This window comes from Roseateles sp. FW305-36, assembly GCF_058787015.1.
The window spans coordinates 286901-302650 of the sequence record NZ_JBYSZK010000006.1; the positions used below are offsets into that span (position 1 = coordinate 286901).

The window sequence follows — 15750 nt, forward strand, 5'->3', positions numbered from 1 at the left end:
CCACCCCTTTGGGAAAGTCCGCGTTCACAGCTTGCGATGCGCCAGGGCCGGCAGTTGCTGGCGCACCTGGGTCAGGCGCGCGGGGTCGACGTCGGCCGTGACGACGCCCTCGCCTTCGGCCAGCACGCTGAGCACCTGGCCCCAGGGGTCGATGATCATGCTGTGACCCCAGGTGCGGCGGCCGTTCTCGTGCTGCCCGCCCTGGGCCGGGGCCACGACATAGCATTGGTTCTCGACCGCACGCGCGCGCAACAGCAGCTCCCAATGGGCCTGGCCGGTCGTGTAGGTGAAGGCGGCCGGCACGGCCAGCAGGTCGACACCGGCATAGCCGCGGTAGAGCTCGGGGAAGCGCAGGTCGTAGCAGACCGACAGGCCGACGTTGATGTCGCCAGCCTCGAAGCGGGTCGGCTGGCTGCCGGGTTCCAGCACGCGGCCCTCGTCATAGCTCTCGCGGCCGTTGTCGAAGGCGAAAAGGTGGATCTTGTCGTAGCGGGCCACGCGCTCGCCATCGGGCGAGAACACCAGCGTCGAGTTGCGCACGCGCTCGGCCGTCGTCGATTTGATGGGCAGGGTGCCGCCGATGATCCACAGGCCCAGGTCGCGCGCGGCACTCGCCAGCATGGCCTGGATGGGGCCCTCGCCTTCGGTCTCGGCGAGCGACAGCTTGTCGCTGTCGTGCATGCCCATCAGGCAGAAATACTCGGGCAGGGCCGCCAGCTGGGCGCCGCGCCGGGCGGCGTCCTCCAGCAGGCGGCGCGCGGCCGCGAGGTTGGCGGCCACGTCGGGGCCGGAGACCATCTGGACAGCTGCGATCTTCATGGCAGCGCCGCCCGGCCGCCCGTAGGCGCTGACGCGCCCCCTCGGGGGGCAGCGAATGAAATGAGCGTGGGGGCTTTCATACGGCCGATGCTAGCCGTTCGACGTCCGCTGGGTTGTTAAGCCAGGAAAACGAGGCGCGGACGATGCCGTCCAGCCCTCGGGCCTGCATGTCCAGCGGTGTGTAGGGCAGGCCGTTGGCGCCGACATGGATGCCTTGGCCGGCCAACCGGGCACGGGTCGCCGGCGCGGCTTCGCCTTCGACAGTGAAGCTGACCAGGCCGGAGCGGGTACCGCTGCCGAGGTCGTGCAGGCGCACATGGGGCAGCTCGGCCAGGCGGTTGCGCAGCAGCACGGCCAGGCCCTGCACATGAGTCGCGATGGTGTCGATGCCGATCTCCAGCGCCTCGGCGATGGCCACCTGCAGGGCCAGCCGCAGCGCCACCGGCTGCTCGGCCGTCTCGAAACGGGCGCCCGAGACGTCCACCCAGGGCGGCTCCAGGCTGTCCTGGAAGCTCTTGCGCACATAGAGCAGGGCCGTGCCGCGCGGCCCGCGCAGATGCTTGCGGCCGGCGCTCTTCAGCACATCGCAACCCAAGGCCTGCACATCCACCGGCAACTGACCCACGGCCTGGCCGGCATCGATGAAATAGGGCACGCCGGCGGCGCGCGCCACACGACCCAGGGCCGCCGCGTCGTTGATGAGGCCCCCGTTGGCGGGCAGCCAGGTCAGCGAGACCCAGCGCACGCGTTCGTCGAGCATGGCCGCGGCGGCTTCGGCGTCGATGCTGCCATCGGCGCGACAAGGCAGCACCTCCACCGTCGCACCGCTGCGCTGGTAGGTGGCGAGATTGCCGCCCCATTCCTGGCGGCCGACGAGGATGCGGTCGCCGGTGCGGAGTGGCCTCGCGTGAATGAAGGCCGACCACGCCGCACCGAAGGCCGCCGAACCGCTGCCGTGAAAGGCCACTTCGTCGGTGCCGGCGTTGAGCAGCCGCGCGGCGTCCTCGCGCAGGCGCTGCAGCCGTGGCGCCACCATCTCACCCGCCTCCATCGGCCCGCGGCTCACCTCCAGCGCCAGATGCTGCTGCAAGGCCGCCAGCGCCGCTGCTGACAGGGTCGACGCGCCTGCGTGGTTGAGCAGCAGGCGCTCCGTCACGACACCAGCTCCACCAGGGCTTCGACCTCCACCGCCGCGCCCGCCGGCAGGCTGGCCACGCCGACGGCCGCGCGGGCATGCCGACCCTGCTCACCCAAGGCAGCGACGACGAGGTCGGACGCGCCGTCGGCCACCGCGCTGTGCTGGGTGAAGCCGGGCGCCGCTGCGACAAAGATGCCCAGGCGCAGCACCTGCCGCACGCGGCTCAGATCGCCGCCGACGGCCGCGTCCAGCACCGCCAGCACTTTCAGCGCCGCGATCTCGGCTTCGGCACGCCCGGCTTGCGCATCGAGGGCGCCCAAGCCCGGCGTGCCGATCTGACCCGCGATGACGAGCAGGCCGCGCCCTTCGCGGCAATGCAGATAGTTGGCCGCCGGCGCGGCCAGTTCGGGCAGGGTGTGGCCCAGTTCGGCCAGTCGTTGTTGGAGGTTCATGGCTTGAGAAGCAGCTTGCCCTGGGTCGCACGCGACGCGAGCAGTTGATGGGCCCGGCCGGCTTCGGCCAGGGGGAATTCGGCATGGATGCGCAACTGAACGGCACCGCTCAGCACGGCATCGAACACCGTTGCCGCCCGCGCGCGACGCTTGGCCGCGTCGGGCAGGAAGTGGGGCAACACGGGCCGTGTCAGCGTCAGGCTCTTCTTCATCAGGGCCAGCACGTCGACAGGATCGGGCTGGCCGCTGGCCGCGCCGAAGAGGATGAGATGGCCGCCCATGCGCAGCGTGTCCAGGCTGCCGGCAAAGGTCGTACGGCCCACCGAGTCGAAGACGACGGCGGCGCCGCGCGCGGCCGACGCCCAGTCACTGTCCGCCAGCAGCGGCGTCGCGCCCAGGCTGTGCAGCCAGTCGGCCTTCTCCGCACTGGACACGGTGCCGAAGACCGGATGGCCGCGGGCGATCAGCCACTGCACCAGCCAGCCGCCGACACCACCCGCCGCCGCATGCACCAGCGCCGGCGCGCCGGCCGGCAGGCGCGCGACATCGTCCAGCAGCATGGCCGCCGTCATGCCATGCTCCAGCGCGGCGGCGGCGTCGCGCAGGGGTAGCGCGTCGGGCACGCGTACCAGGTGTTCCAGCGGCACGGCCAGATGGCTGGCGTAGCCGCCCTGCACGCCCGTCGTGAAGGCAACGCGGTCGCCGACCTGCAACTCCGAACCGGACGCGACTTCGACGATCTCGCCCGCGCCCTCCAGGCCCAGCCGCCAGGGCAGCGCGATGCCGGGATAGCGGCCCTCGCGCTGGTAGAGGTCGACGAAATTGATGCCGGCATGGGCGATGCGCACCACCGCCTGGCCGGGCGCGGCCTGCGGCGTGGGCAGGGATTGCAGCTCCAGCACCTCGGGGCCGCCGAACTGGTGGACGACGATGGCTTGCGTGGACATGGCTTGGACCTCCGGCGTTAACGTCGCGCCAATGTCCGCCTCCGGTGCGCGCCGCGCCAGCGAGGTCTTTGCACACCGGCTGTGCCGATTTCTCAACACCATGCGCGAGCGCCTGCCACCCCTGTTCTCCCTGCAAGCCTTCGAGGCCGCCGCCCGCCTGGGCAACTTCAGCCGTGCCGCCGCCGAGCTGCACCTGACGCCGGGCGCCATCAGCCGCCAGGTGCGCCAGCTGGAGGACTGGTGCGGCCAGACCCTGTTCGAGCGCGTCGGCAACCAGATGCGGCTGACGGCCGAGGGCCGCGACCTGCTGGCCCGGCTCGGTGGCCCGCTGGCGGCCCTGCACGAAGCTGTCTACCCCGAGGCGGAAGACGCGCACCCGACGCTGCAGATCGCCACCCTCGGATCGCTGGCCCGCGCCTGGCTGCTGCCGCGGCTGGAGCGCTTCATCGCCGCAGCCCCCACCGTCCGCCTCATCGTGCAGACCGACTACGCCCTGGTGCGCCCGCCGCCGCGCGTGGCCCTGGTGGCGCTGCGCCATGGTCGGCCCGAGGACGGCGGCGAGATCCTGTTCGGCGACCGCCTGCTGACCGTCGCCGCACCAAGCCTGGCCAGGAAGCTGGGCCGCGACGCCACCCGCTGGCCGGCTGCCCGACTGCTCAGCCATGTGACCGGCGACGCGCCGCTGTGGCTGGCCGCGGCCGGCACGACGACGGCGCCCGAGGGGCCGGCCTTCAACGACGCCAGCGTGACGCTGGATGCCGCCGAGGAAGGCCTGGGCGTGGCCGTCACCCGCCTGTCCCTCGCACTGCCGCGGCTGCACGCCGGCACGCTGGTGCAGGCCCATCCGCTGCTGCTGCCCTCGCCACGCGCCAACCTCCTCGTCATTCGCGAGGACGCCGCCGCCCTGCCCGTCGTGAAGCGCTTCGCGGCCTGGTTGCGCGAAGAGGCTGCACAGACGGATGCCGACTTGAAAGCCTGGGAGCCGGCCTGAGCTGAGTTCGATGCAGTCCGGCCTGTTCGACGACCTGCCACCCGCCCTGCCGGCTGGCCTGCGCTACGAAGCGGGCTGGCTGTCGCCCGACGAGGAGGCCGCGCTGATCGCCCTCGTCAAGCAACTCCCGCTGCACGAGGCGAAGTACAAGGGCTACACCGCACGCCGCCGCGTCGTCAGCTATGGCGGCCAGTTCGACTACGACAGCAATGAGCTGCGACCTTCCGCGCCACTGATCGATGCATTGCACCCGCTGCGCGAACGCGTCGCGCGCTGGGCCGGCATCGACGCCCAGGCCCTGGTCCACGTCCTCGTCGCCGACTACTCGCCCGGCACGCCGCTGGGCTGGCATCGCGACGTGCCGGACTTCGAGGACGTGTTCGGCGTGTCGCTCGGCAGCGAGGCCTTGCTGCGCTTCAGGCGCTATCCGCCCGAAAGCCCGAAGCGCGCGGACATCGTCAAGCTGAACGTCGAGCCGCGCTCCATCTATGCCCTGCAGGGCGAAGCACGCTGGGGCTGGCAGCACAGCGTGGCGCCGGTGGATGCGCTGCGCTGGTCCCTCACCTTCCGGACGGCGCGGCGATAAGTCACGGCCCCTGAAGCTGCGTCAGACGCCGGGCGGGCAGCGGCATCAGAATCGCATCGCCATGGCCATTTCCTCCCGCCTGCGGCGACGCCAGTTGCTCGCCCTGCCCCTTGCCGCCGCACTGCCGTCGGCCCGCGGCGCCGGCACGCTGCAGACGCTGCGCCTGCCCGATCCCAACGCCTACAGCGCGCATGGCAATTTCTTCATCGAGGCGCTGAAGCTGGCCCTGAGCAAGACGGCCGACGGCGAGCCCCTGCCCGCCCTGGTCCATGCGGCGCCGGACCTGCCGCGCCCGCGCATGCGCCAGATGCTGCAGGACGGCCACCTCGACCTGATGTGGAGCACCACCACGCCCGAGCGCGAGGCCCAGGCGCTGGCGGTGCGCTTCAACCTGCTCAAGGGCATCAACGAGCTGCGCTTCCTGCTCGTGCGGGCCGCCGACCTGCCTGCGCTGCGCCCGCTGCGCACGCTGGAGCAGGTGCGCAAGCTGAAGGCCGGCGCGGGCACCTACTGGAGCGATGCCCAGATCCTGAAGGCCAATGGCTTCGCCGTCGAGACGGCCACCAAGTCCGACCTGCTGTTCCGCATGCTGAAGGCCGGCCGCTTCGACTTCATCCCGCGCACCCGCGAGGAGATCGACGACGAGCTGCAACGCTATGCCGGCCAGGGCTTCGCCGAGCTGCCGGGCCTGGCCCTGCAGTACAAGCAGCCGCTGTATTTCTTCGTCGCGCCGGACAAGCCCCAGCTGGCCGAAAGACTGCTGCGCGGCCTGACGCTGGCCGCCGCCGACGGCAGCTTCGACGCCCTCTTCGTGGCCGAGCCCGGACTGAAGACCGCGCTGGGCCAGTTCCGCGGCTACACGGGGCTGAGGCTGCAGCTGCGCCCGCTGGAAGGCGAGCCCCCTGCCCCTGCGCACAAGGACTAAGGCGCGCTCGCTGCGCTGGCCGCCGGCTTGCCAGGCAAGGCCTCGACCTTCTCGACCTTGGGATCGTCCCAGGTGCCCGTGATGTGGAACTCGCGCGTATTGGCCGCGGCCACCGGGCGGCTCAGGATGAGCTGGGCCAGGAAGGCGCCCAGCGCAATGGCCGGGTTGATGGCGGCATAGGCCAGCGACGCGCCGCCGGCCGACACCTCGGGCACGACGACGACGCGCAGCTTCTGCGTCTCGGCCGCCAGGTCGGTGCTGCCGTCCACCAGCACCGAGGCCTGCAGGCCACGGATGCGGATGTTGTCGCTGCGGGCCACGCCGGCGGCGATCTTCACGTCGCCGGTCACGCCGTCGAAGGTGAAGCCCTCGGCGAAGACGTCGCGGAAGTCGAGCAGGAAGCGGCGCGGCAGGGACTGCAGGCTGAGCACGCCCAGCAAGCGCCCGACGCCGGGCTCGGCCTTCAGGAAGGTGCCGGTGTCGAGCTGCACATTCAGGGCGCCGGCCATGCTGGCGTAATGCGGCGCCAGCGGCGAGCCGTCCCAGCCGACCTGGCCGGCCAGCACGCCCTTGCCACCGCGCAACACGGGCGAGTCCTTCTGGCCCTGGCCGAGACGCTCCAGCAGCTTGCCGGCGTCGGCGATGTCGAGCTTCCAGTCGAGCTGGGTGCGGCGCTTGGCGCCGGGCTCGCCGCCCTTGATTGCCGCCCACAGGCCGCTGGCGTGCAGCGTCGCCTCGGGCGACTGGATCTGCAGCTTCTCCAGCTTCCAGTCGCGCGCAACGGCCGGGGCGTGCGCCATCACTTCGAGGCGGCCGAGGCGCTTGCCGCGCAGCTCGAAGTCGTCGACTTCGATGTCCAGCGACGGCAGCGGGCTGCTGTTCGCGTCGGCCTTGCCCGGGTCGATTAGTTCGCTGACCGAATCGGCTTCCTGGCGGGGCAGCGACAGCCGCGCCAGCCGCGCCTGCACGGCGTCGATCTGGCCGCCCTTGACGCCCTTCAACTCGATGCGGCCGGCGATCTGCTCGGCATCGACATTGATGCGCCAATTGCTGCCGTCGCGGGCGACCAGGGCCGACGCGCGCCCGAGCTGGCGGCCACCGACCTTGAGCGCCTGGCTGCGCAGCGCGATCTGGCTGGGCAGCAGGCCGGCATCGTCGGCATCGCCGGCACCGTTGCCGTTGCCACCACCCGCCAGGCCGCCCAGGCGCTGCTGCCAGGCGTCCAGGTCGAGAGCCGCGACATTGACCTGCAGCAGCACGCCGCTGGCGGGCAGGGCGGGCAGCTTGTCCTGCACGGCCAGCGCACCGCGCAGCACCTGGGAGCTGACGCCGGAGATGTCGCGTTGCAGCTGGGCCTGCAGCAGCGGTGCGGCGGGGGCGCCCACTTCCAGGCGCAGTTCGTCGCGACCGGCCGCGGTGGGCGACATCAGCAGACGCAGCGGCAGCACCGCGTCGGCCTCCTTGTGCCCCGGCGCCGGCAGGTCCAGGGCCAGGCCCTGCAGATTGCTGGACACGCTGAGTTCGCTCTGGCCGTCCTTGGGAATGGCGAGCTGGAAACGGTAGGCCGCCTGGCCGCTGGCCGCCTGGGCCAGGCGGGTGACGGCGCCCAGCTCGGTGGCGCGGCGCAGGCCTTCGGCAGTGGCCTGGCCCTGCACGGCGAAACGCATGCCGCCGTCGCGCTGGGTGCCGCCTTCGATGCCGGTGTCGCCGCCGAGCAGCCGGGCCGTCACGCCGACCAGCTGCAGGCCCTTGCGATCGAAGTCGATGCGGCCGCGCACGCCGCCCAGCGGCGGCAGCTCGGGCCGCAGCTTGATGTCGACACCCGTTGGCTGGAGCTGGCCCCTGAGCGTGGTCTGGGCCACGTCGTCGAGCGGGATGGCGATGCCGAGCTTGAGGCCGACAGGGCCCTGGGCCGTCGTGGTGGTCAGCGCATGGCCCAGCCATTCATCCAGCGGCGAGGCCCGCACGAAGCGCAGCAGGTCGGCACCGGCGCCCTTGCCCGTGCCGTCAAGCTGCAGCAGGCGGCCGTGATGCAGGTCCTTGATGCCACCGTTGACGTCGCTGAGCTCATAGCCCAGCACCTTGGCGCGGCCGTCCTTGATGAACATGCCGGCGCGCTCGAAGACGAGCTCGGCATCGACACTCTCGAAGGCCGGCCAGTTGGTGCCGTTGTCGCTGGGCGGCACATAGGCCAGCGTCACGCCCTGGGCCTGCGTGGCGACGCGGAAGATGCCGGGGGACCTGGGCGCGTCGAAGGGGAAATCGGCCAGTTCGCCCTTGATGCGAACGCTGACGTTGCGGGCCTCGCCGCCGAGGATGGCGCGCGACACATAGCTGCGCGTGGCGGGCAGGCGCTCCGGGATGTAGCGGGCCACACGCGTTGCCTCCACGCGCGGGGCGCGACCGCTCAGGTCCAGGTAGCCCGGCGTGGTGGCGCCGGCCGGGCGCCGCCAGGTCACGTCGAACTCGCCGTTCAGATCGGGCGTCTGCAGTTGCAGCTCGCGCAGCTTGAGCTCGACATCGCCAGGCGTCTTGCCGCCTGGCTGAGGCAGCTGCCACAGCATCTGCGTGGACAGGCGCGTGATGGGCAGGCGGGAATCCTCGAACAGGCCCGGCAGCTCGACCTCGCCGTCGTGCACCGCCAGCCGGGCCGAGCCGCCGCGCTCGCTGGCATCCAGCTCCAGGCTGGCGCCGCGCAGGCCGGGCCGGCCGATATGACCCTCCTGCTCGGAAGGCTTGGCGGCAAGGCCTAAGCCGTCGATCTGGGCCTTGACGCGGTAGCTGCGCGGCGCGTCCAGGGCACCCTGCCAATGGCCGCTGAGGGCCGTCAGCACGCCGCGCGGCTCCAGCTCGGTCAGCAGCTTGTGGGCGCGCTCGCCCAGGGGCAGGCGCTGAGCGATCTGGGCCATCAGCGCGAAGTCCAGGCGCTGGGCATTGACCTCGCCGCCCAGCACTTCATCGGCCTTGCCGAGCTGCAGGCTGACGCCCCAGTCCGAGCGCGGCCAGGCCACGACGCTGCCGTCGCTGTCCCGGCTGACAAAGCCCAGTTGCCTGGCCTGCAGGCTCAAGCGGTCCTTGGCGCGGGCCAGGTCCAGCCGGCCTTCGATGTGGTCCAGGTCCAGCTCGGGGGCGGACTCGAACAGCTTGAGGCGCACCGAGCGCAGGGCCAGGTCCAGCGTGGCAGCCATGGGGCTGCCGTCCTTGATGTCGGCCCAGGCGCGCACGGCGCCGTCACCCTCGCTGAGCTGGAAGGGCAGGTCGACATGGCGCTTCAGCTGGCTCAGGTCGGCGCGCGGCAGCTCGGCGTAGGCCTGGCCGCTCCAGTGCTGGAACTCGCCGGGGCGCTTCAGCAGGCTTTGCGTGAACTGGCCGCGCAGCGTGAAGCGCCGGCCCCAGTCGGCGGGCGGCGTCGCGTCCAGGCGCAGCGCGTGGCGGCGCAGACCGTTGCGCATGACGAAGTTCAGCTCGGACAGCTCCAGCGGCTTGGCGTCGGCGCGCTTCTCGTCGATCCAGCGCACGCGGCCGTTGACGATGGCGAGTTCGGGCTGGCTGAACAGCCAGTCCATGCCGGCCTCGGTGGTGCCGGCGTCGGTCTTCTCGGCCTCGTCCAGGCCCAGACCGGCGATGAAGATGCGGCCCTGGGCGTCGCGGCGGATGGTGAGTTCGGGGGTGTCGACCAGCAGCTGCGAGAAACGCGGCTCCAGCGCCAGCAGGGACTGGGCCGACAGCACCGCCGCCACGCGCGGCAGGTGCAGGGCCGGGCGGCCGGCGGCGTCCAGCACCTGCACGTCGCCCAGCTCCATGCGCGGCATCCAGCCACCGGATTGGACCGTGATGCGGCCGATGCGCAGTTCTACCCCCAAAGCCTTTGAGGCTTCCTTTTCCAGCCAGGGGCGCCAGTCATTGGCGTGCGGGAGAATGGCCCAGTGCAACAAGCCCCAAGCCGTCACCCCCAAAGCCCACAGCAGGGCGAGGATCAGCAGCGCCCAGCGCAGGCTGTGCCAGCACAGGCGCAGAGGCCAGCGCGAGGCGCGATTGCAGCGGTGGAGGGCGGCCGAGAAGAAGTCAGACACGGTGTCTTGGGCACGCGAAATGTCGGCCGGCGGTCAATCTAGCACAGGGTCATGAGCCAAACGTTTCCCGCATCTGCCGAGCACAGCCGCTATGTGCAACGGGTTCGCCGCCGTTATGCGGGCGAGCTGACGCAGTTGCAACCGGGTCTGCCCGACCGGGCCGTCATCGCGGCGTTGATCGACACCTTGGCCGCGGACCGGTCGCTGGCCAGCGCCCTGCGCGTGGCCCGCCACCTGGTGCTGGAGCGGCTGGCGGTGCTGGACATCGAACAAGGCGCCAGCGTGGAAGATGTCACGCTGGCCATGACGCATCTGGCCGAAGTCACGCTTGACAAGGCCCTGGCCGCCGCGCGAGCCGAGCTGGACGAAATCCACGGTGAACCGCGCACGGCCGACGGCCGCGACATCGCCTTCTGGGTGCTGGGCATGGGCAAGCTCGGCGCGCGCGAGCTGAATGTCTCGTCGGACATCGACCTCATCTACGTTTACGAAGATGACGGCCAGACGCAAGGTTCACGGCCTGTCACTGCGCATGAATATTTCTCCAGCGTCGCCAAGCGGCTCTATGCACTGATCGGCGACGTCACCGACGACGGCCAGGTCTTTCGCGTCGACCTGGCCCTGCGGCCCAATGGCAAGAGCGGCCCGCCGGTGGTCAGCCTGGGCATGCTGGAGGAATATTTCTTCGTGCAGGGCCGCGAGTGGGAACGCTTTGCCTGGCTGAAGAGCCGCGTCGTCGCGCCGCTGTCGGGCATGGGAGCCCCAAGCGATGCGCGCACCCTGCAGCTGCGCAACCTCGTCACGCCCTTCGTCTATCGCCGCTATCTGGACTACGGCGTCTTCGAGGGCCTGCGCCAGCTGCACGGCAAGATCCGCAGCGAGGCCAAGGCCCGCGCGGCCGGCCGGCCCGAGCGGGCCAACGACGTCAAGCTGTCGCGCGGCGGCATCCGCGAGATCGAGTTCATCGTGCAGCTGCTGCAGGTGGTGCGCGGCGGACAGTTCCCCGAGATCCGCACCCGCTCCACCGTCAAGGCCCTGGCCCAGCTGGCGGCCGGAGGGCTGATGAAAGCGGAGACGGCGGCCAAGCTCAGCGAGGCCTATGTCTTCCTGCGCCGCGTCGAGCACCGCATCCAGTTCCTGGACGACCAGCAGACCCATTGCCTGCCGCAGGGGGACGCCGACCTGGCCTGGATTGCCGCATCGCTCGGCCTGAAGTGCAGCCGCGAAGCCTGCGAGCTGTTCGAGCAGCTCGGCGAGGTGCGCGAGCTGGTCGCGACCGAGTTCGATTCGCTGCTGCATGAAGGCGGCAAGCCCCAGGGCGGCTGCAAGGGCGGCCAGTGCGGTGGCCCGAAGCCGGCCGTCGACGGTGAAGACTTCCTCAACGGCCTGCCGCCCGAGCTGGCCACCGCCGTGCGCGCCCTGGCCGACACGCCGCGCGTGCAGGGTCTGCGCGAGGAATCGCGCCAACGCCTGGCCAAGCTCTTCCACCGCGCGGCGCAGGCCGTGGCGGCCGAGGAATGCTCGCTGGACGCGGCCCTGCGCTTTGTCGACTGGGTCGGCCCCCTGCTGCGCCGCGAGAGCTATCTGGCCCTGCTGGTCGAACGCCCCGCCGTGCAGCAGCGCCTGCTGCGACTGCTGGGCCTGGCGCGCTGGCCGATGCGCTATCTGATGCAGCACCCCGGCGTCATCGACGAGCTCGCCGATCCGCTGCTGCTGACCGCCCGCTTCGACCGCGAGGCCTTCATTGCCGACCTGCTCGAGCGCGAGCAAGGCTGGCAGCGCAGCGGCGAGGCCGACGAAGAGGCCCTGCTGGACACGCTGCGCCGCGCCCACCACGCCGAGGTCTTCCGCACCCTGGTGCGCGACGTCGAGGGCCGCATCACCGTGGAGCAGGTGGCCGACGACCTGTCGCTGCTGGCCGACGCGGTGCTGCAGATCGCCATCACCTGGGCCTGGGCGCGCTTCGGCAAGGCGCATAGGCCGGAGCCGCGCCTGGCCGTCATCGCCTACGGCAAGCTCGGCGGCAAGGAGCTGGGCTATGGCGGCGACCTGGACGTGGTCTTCGTCTTCGACGACGACGACGAGAACGCGGCCGAGCTCTACGGCTCCTTCGTGCGCCGCCTCATCACCTGGCTGACGCTGCGCACCGCCGCCGGCGAGCTGTTCGACATCGACACGGCCCTGCGGCCCAACGGCAACTCGGGCCTGCTGGTCACCTCGCTGGCCCATTTCGAGGCCTATCAAACAGGCCGCGGCAGCAATACCGCCTGGACCTGGGAACACCAGGCCATCACGCGGGCGCGCTTCTGCGCCGGCAACGCCGACCTGGCCGAGCGCTGCGAGAGCGTGCGCCGCCAGGTGCTGACGGCGCCACGCGACGCCGAGGCCCTCAAGCGCGAAGTGCAGGCCATGCGCGAGAAGGTGCGTGCCGCTCGTCCCGTGAAGGACGACCTCTTCGACGTGAAGCACAGCGAGGGCGGCATGATGGATGCCGAGTTCGCCGTGCAATTCCTGGTGCTGGCGCATTCGGCCACCCACCCCCAGCTGCAGGACGACCTCGGCAATATCGCGCTGCTGCGCATGGCTGAGTCCGCCGGGCTGCTGCCGGCCGAGGTGGGCGTGAACGCCGCCAATGCCTACCGCGAGCTGCGCCGCGTGCAGCACAAGGCCCGGTTGAACGAGCAGTCGACCGCCCTCGATGCCGAGGCTGCCGCGCCGCTGCAGCCTCACCGTGATGCTGTCCTGGCGCTGTGGCAAGCCGTCTTTGGCTGACCCTTTGCGCGGTCCTGGCCACGCTGTCCCTGCTGGCCTGGCCGCTGCCGCGTGAGGCGCTGAGCTGGCAACCGGCCCTCGTCGCGTCCGAGCCCTGGCGCGCCATCACGGCCGCCTTCGTGCACTGGACACCGCTTCACCTGGTCGCCAACCTCGCCGGCTGCGCGGTGCTGGCCCTGCTCGGCTGGCGCGCCGGTCTCGGGCGTGGTGAAACCCACGCGGCGCTGATCGCCCTGCCGCTGACCCAGATCGGCCTGCTGCTGCGCCCCGAGCTGCGGCACTACGCCGGCCTGTCCGGCGAGCTGCATGCGCTCGCCGCCATCGCCGCGCTGACGCTGTTCACGCGCCGCAGCCGCGAGCACTACATCGGCGCGACCCTCGTCGTCGGACTCATCGCCAAGCTGGCTCTAGAACACCCCCTGGGCCCGGTGCTGCGCGACACGCCCGGCTTCGACTTCCCTGTCGCACCCTTTGCCCATCTCACGGGCACCATTGCCGGCGCCCTCGCCTGGGGCCTGACAATGCGGGCAACATCCAGATCGCCGAGGACGCCCCATGGGACGTGAAGCCAGTTGCACCGCCCGCGTGGGCACCGAGACCGAAGAGGTCACCGCCCTGCTCGAATCGACCACCGTCGTGCTGCGCGGCCCCATCAAGCGCAAATGGGAGATCGCTGCGCTGCAGAAGCTGCGCGTCGAAGGCGAGGAGCTGCGCTTCGAGATCGGCGACGAGGTGGTTGCCTTGGCCCTGGGCGAGAAGGAAGCCGGCAAATGGCTGACCAAGCTGCAGACGCCGCCGCCCACGCTGGCCGCCAAGCTCGGCGTCAGCGCCGAGAACCCAGCCCTGCTGATCGGCCCCACCATCGGTTCGCTGGACCCGGCGCTGGCCGAGGCCCTGGCCGGCGGCATCACCACCAATCTGCGCGAGGCCCGCATGCTGGTGGCCGTGCTGAGCAAGCCGTCCGAAATCGAGCGCATGGCCGAGTTCCATGCCGACATGATCTGCAAGACGGTCTGGGTCGTGCACCCCAAGGGCCCAGGTGCCAGCCCGTCGGACGCCGAGGTGCGCACCGCCATGCGCGGCTGGGGCTATGTGGACAACAAGACCAGCGCCGTGTCCGACGCGCTGACGGCGACGCGCTATGTGCGCAGCGAGCCGCCGGCCAAGAAGCGCGTGCGCAACCGCTAGGGCGCAGCAGGGTCGACTTTAGAACCCAATCCAATATCAACCGCAGGTTAAATTCTGGATAAGGTATAAAGCGGCCTCGCGCCCGCGTTGGGCAACGCCTTCTCAGGGGCGGCGGACCGCCACCGGTCCGTGTTTTGCGACTCATGTCGCCTGATGGCCTGCTGAGCTGCGGCCATCCGAGCATCCCGGTGCTCACGCAGGTGGCCCCCGCCTGCGACACAAGCGCCCGTCACCCGCCTCGTGACGGTGCGCGGCTTCAAAGAAAGGCTCCCGATGAGCACCAAGATCTACGTGGGCAACCTGCCCTTTTCCGTGACCCATGCCAGCCTGAAAAGCAACTTCGCCGAGTTCGGCGACGTCACCTCCGCCCGGGTCATGATGGACCGCGACACCGGCACTTCCAAGGGCTTCGGCTTCGTGGAAATGGCATCGGCCGAAGTCGCTCAAGCCGCCATCACGGCCCTGCACGGCGTGTCGGTCGACGGCCGCTCCATCGTCGTGAGCCTGGCGCGCCCGCGCGAAGCCGGCAGTGGTTCGTCCGACCGAGGCGGTGCCGCGGGCTACCGCGCCTCCCATCGTGCGGACGTCGGCTATGGCAGCGGCGGCTTCGGTGGCGGTCGCTACTGAGCTCGCCGCCGCGGCAGAAAACCGGCTCCTTGGAGCCGGTTTTTTTATGCCAGCGGCCTCCTAGATCACATTCGCTTCCAGCAGCGGCCTGCCATCCAGCAGCCGTTGCGGCAACAGCGCTTCGATCAACGGCGCGTCCAGCCCCGCGATCAGCCGCGCCATCGAGTGCCCGACCGCGGGTGACTGCTGCATGCCGTGGCCCGAGAAGCCACAGGCCGTGAAGGCGTTCGCATAGCCGGGCAGGCGGCCGGCCAGGCCGTTCTGGTCGAAGGCATTCATCTCGTAGTAGCCGGCCCAGCTTGATCGCACGCGCAGAGCCTCGAACGCCGGCACGCGGGCCGCCAGCGTCGGCCACAGCAGCTCTTCAAACAGGCCATGGTCGATGTCGTGCAGCGGCGCGTCATCAATGTCTGCGCCACGCGGCGGGCCGCCGGCCAGGATCAGCGAACCCTCGGGGCGGAACCAGAAACCGCTGGGGTCGATGACCAGGGGACAGCCGGGCAGCGCGGCCGGCGTCTCCAGCACGAAGACGTCGCGCTTCTTGGCGCTGACGGGCAGCGTGAAGCCGAGGGCCGCGCCCAGCGCCGCGCTCCAGGCACCGGCGGCGAGCAGGAAGCTGTCGCCGCCGATGCGCCTGCCATCCGCGCAGCGCAGCGCCGTCACGCGGTCGCCCCGGGTCTCGAAATCCACCGCCTCACCGTCGACGAAGCGAACCCCACAAGCCTTGGCCTTGCGCCGGAAGGCGCGATGCAGGGCCGGGCCGTCGAACCAGCCTTCGCCGCTGAGGCCGAGTGAGCCCAAGGCGAGATCGTCGACGGCCAGCCAGGGAAAACGGGCCGCGAGTTCAGCAGGCGACAACAGCGCCACGTCGACCCCCTCGGCGCGCTGCACTTCATTCACCTCGCGCAGCGTCGCCTCGCCCGCCCGGGTCGCCAGATAGAGATAGCCCGGCTCGACCAGGCCGATGGCGGGTCGGTCGTCACTGGTCGCCAATTCGTCCGCCACGCGGCGCAGGAATTCGATGCTCCATCTCGACAGGGCCATATTGACCGGCTGCGAGAACTGCTGGCGGATGGAGCTCAGCGACAACGAGCTCGATGCCCGCGCATAGGACGGATCGCGCTCGACGACGGTCACGCGGGCAGCGTGGTCGCGGGCCAGGAAGCAAGCGGTGGCCGCGCCCATCACGCCACCACCGATCACGGTCACTTCGAACATGCTGGCAGCATAGA

General features: G+C 70.8%; 13 protein-coding genes. 7 read left to right on the plus strand and 6 right to left on the minus strand.

The window, feature by feature from the left end; translation table 11 throughout:
- Window positions 1–24: 24 nt before the first annotated feature.
- From AC3WOE_RS13815 to AC3WOE_RS13830, 4 genes are all read right to left on the minus strand, one after another.
- Window positions 25–819: a carbon-nitrogen hydrolase family protein gene (locus AC3WOE_RS13815; RefSeq protein ID WP_492691201.1), complete on the minus strand. Its 795-nt coding sequence runs from the start codon at window positions 817–819 to the stop codon at window positions 25–27.
- Window positions 820–895: 76 nt separating this feature from the next.
- The gene (locus AC3WOE_RS13820) at window positions 896–1975 is read right to left on the minus strand and encodes an aminotransferase class V-fold PLP-dependent enzyme (protein WP_492691202.1); all 1080 of its coding nucleotides are present in this window, start codon (window positions 1973–1975) and stop codon (window positions 896–898) included.
- Window positions 1972–2409 (minus strand): RidA family protein, encoded by a 438-nt coding sequence (locus tag AC3WOE_RS13825; protein WP_492691203.1) that lies wholly within the window; start codon window positions 2407–2409, stop codon window positions 1972–1974. Before AC3WOE_RS13825 ends, AC3WOE_RS13820 begins: the two co-directional genes overlap by 4 nt.
- Window positions 2406–3356: a quinone oxidoreductase family protein gene (locus AC3WOE_RS13830; RefSeq protein ID WP_492691204.1), complete on the minus strand. Its 951-nt coding sequence runs from the start codon at window positions 3354–3356 to the stop codon at window positions 2406–2408. The genes AC3WOE_RS13825 and AC3WOE_RS13830 overlap by 4 nt, the downstream gene beginning before the upstream one ends.
- A 31-nt stretch (window positions 3357–3387) precedes the next feature.
- Between AC3WOE_RS13830 and AC3WOE_RS13835 the strand changes: the two genes are divergently transcribed.
- The 3 genes from AC3WOE_RS13835 to AC3WOE_RS13845 all read left to right on the plus strand — a co-directional run bounded on the left by AC3WOE_RS13835 (window position 3388) and on the right by AC3WOE_RS13845 (window position 5858).
- Window positions 3388–4347 (plus strand): LysR family transcriptional regulator, encoded by a 960-nt coding sequence (locus AC3WOE_RS13835; RefSeq protein ID WP_492691205.1) that lies wholly within the window; start codon window positions 3388–3390, stop codon window positions 4345–4347.
- A gap of 10 nt (window positions 4348–4357) precedes the next feature.
- A complete protein-coding gene (locus AC3WOE_RS13840; RefSeq protein WP_492691207.1) occupies window positions 4358–4933 on the plus strand; it encodes an alpha-ketoglutarate-dependent dioxygenase AlkB in 576 nt (191 codons plus the stop codon).
- 61 nt (window positions 4934–4994) lie between these two features.
- Window positions 4995–5858 carry a substrate-binding periplasmic protein gene (locus tag AC3WOE_RS13845; protein WP_492691208.1) on the plus strand — a complete coding sequence of 288 codons (864 nt, stop codon included), beginning with the start codon at window positions 4995–4997 and terminating at the stop codon, window positions 5856–5858.
- On the opposite strand, the gene AC3WOE_RS13850 is transcribed toward AC3WOE_RS13845, so the two are convergent.
- Window positions 5855–9931: a YhdP family protein gene (locus AC3WOE_RS13850; protein WP_492691210.1), complete on the minus strand. Its 4077-nt coding sequence runs from the start codon at window positions 9929–9931 to the stop codon at window positions 5855–5857. The genes AC3WOE_RS13845 and AC3WOE_RS13850 overlap by 4 nt on opposite strands.
- Window positions 9932–9982: 51 nt before the next feature.
- On the opposite strand from AC3WOE_RS13850, the gene glnE reads away from it, so the two are divergent.
- From glnE to rbp, 4 genes are all read left to right on the plus strand, one after another.
- A complete protein-coding gene (gene glnE, locus AC3WOE_RS13855; RefSeq protein ID WP_492691212.1) occupies window positions 9983–12703 on the plus strand; it encodes a bifunctional [glutamate--ammonia ligase]-adenylyl-L-tyrosine phosphorylase/[glutamate--ammonia-ligase] adenylyltransferase in 2721 nt (906 codons plus the stop codon).
- Window positions 12682–13269 (plus strand): rhombosortase, encoded by a 588-nt coding sequence (gene rrtA / locus AC3WOE_RS13860; protein WP_492691213.1) that lies wholly within the window; start codon window positions 12682–12684, stop codon window positions 13267–13269. The genes glnE and rrtA overlap by 22 nt, the downstream gene beginning before the upstream one ends.
- A complete protein-coding gene (locus AC3WOE_RS13865) occupies window positions 13259–13891 on the plus strand; it encodes a hypothetical protein (RefSeq protein ID WP_492691215.1) in 633 nt (210 codons plus the stop codon). Before rrtA ends, AC3WOE_RS13865 begins: the two co-directional genes overlap by 11 nt.
- A 273-nt stretch (window positions 13892–14164) precedes the next feature.
- Entirely contained in the window at window positions 14165–14518 is a 354-nt protein-coding gene (gene rbp, locus AC3WOE_RS13870) for an RNA-binding regulator (protein WP_492691216.1), read from the plus strand.
- A gap of 60 nt (window positions 14519–14578) precedes the next feature.
- Here the strand turns inward: rbp and AC3WOE_RS13875 are convergent, their stop codons facing one another.
- Window positions 14579–15736, minus strand: a complete 1158-nt coding sequence (locus tag AC3WOE_RS13875) for an NAD(P)/FAD-dependent oxidoreductase (protein WP_492691218.1) — start codon at window positions 15734–15736, stop codon at window positions 14579–14581.
- Window positions 15737–15750: the final 14 nt, after the last annotated feature.

Excerpts from the sequence above, each read along its gene's own strand:
- AC3WOE_RS13825 (WP_492691203.1), bottom strand. The coding sequence starts at position 2,409 with ATGAACCTCCAACAACGACTGGCCGAACTGGGCCACACCCTGCCCGAA.
- AC3WOE_RS13830 (WP_492691204.1), bottom strand. The coding sequence starts at position 3,356 with ATGTCCACGCAAGCCATCGTCGTCCACCAGTTCGGCGGCCCCGAGGTG.
- rbp (WP_492691216.1), top strand. The coding sequence starts at position 14,165 with ATGAGCACCAAGATCTACGTGGGCAACCTGCCCTTTTCCGTGACCCAT.
- AC3WOE_RS13875 (WP_492691218.1), bottom strand. The coding sequence starts at position 15,736 with ATGTTCGAAGTGACCGTGATCGGTGGTGGCGTGATGGGCGCGGCCACC.
- AC3WOE_RS13815 (WP_492691201.1), bottom strand. The coding sequence starts at position 819 with ATGAAGATCGCAGCTGTCCAGATGGTCTCCGGCCCCGACGTGGCCGCC.
- AC3WOE_RS13845 (WP_492691208.1), top strand. The coding sequence starts at position 4,995 with ATGGCCATTTCCTCCCGCCTGCGGCGACGCCAGTTGCTCGCCCTGCCC.
- AC3WOE_RS13865 (WP_492691215.1), top strand. The coding sequence starts at position 13,259 with ATGGGACGTGAAGCCAGTTGCACCGCCCGCGTGGGCACCGAGACCGAA.
- AC3WOE_RS13835 (WP_492691205.1), top strand. The coding sequence starts at position 3,388 with ATGTCCGCCTCCGGTGCGCGCCGCGCCAGCGAGGTCTTTGCACACCGG.
- glnE (WP_492691212.1), top strand. The coding sequence starts at position 9,983 with ATGAGCCAAACGTTTCCCGCATCTGCCGAGCACAGCCGCTATGTGCAA.
- AC3WOE_RS13840 (WP_492691207.1), top strand. The coding sequence starts at position 4,358 with ATGCAGTCCGGCCTGTTCGACGACCTGCCACCCGCCCTGCCGGCTGGC.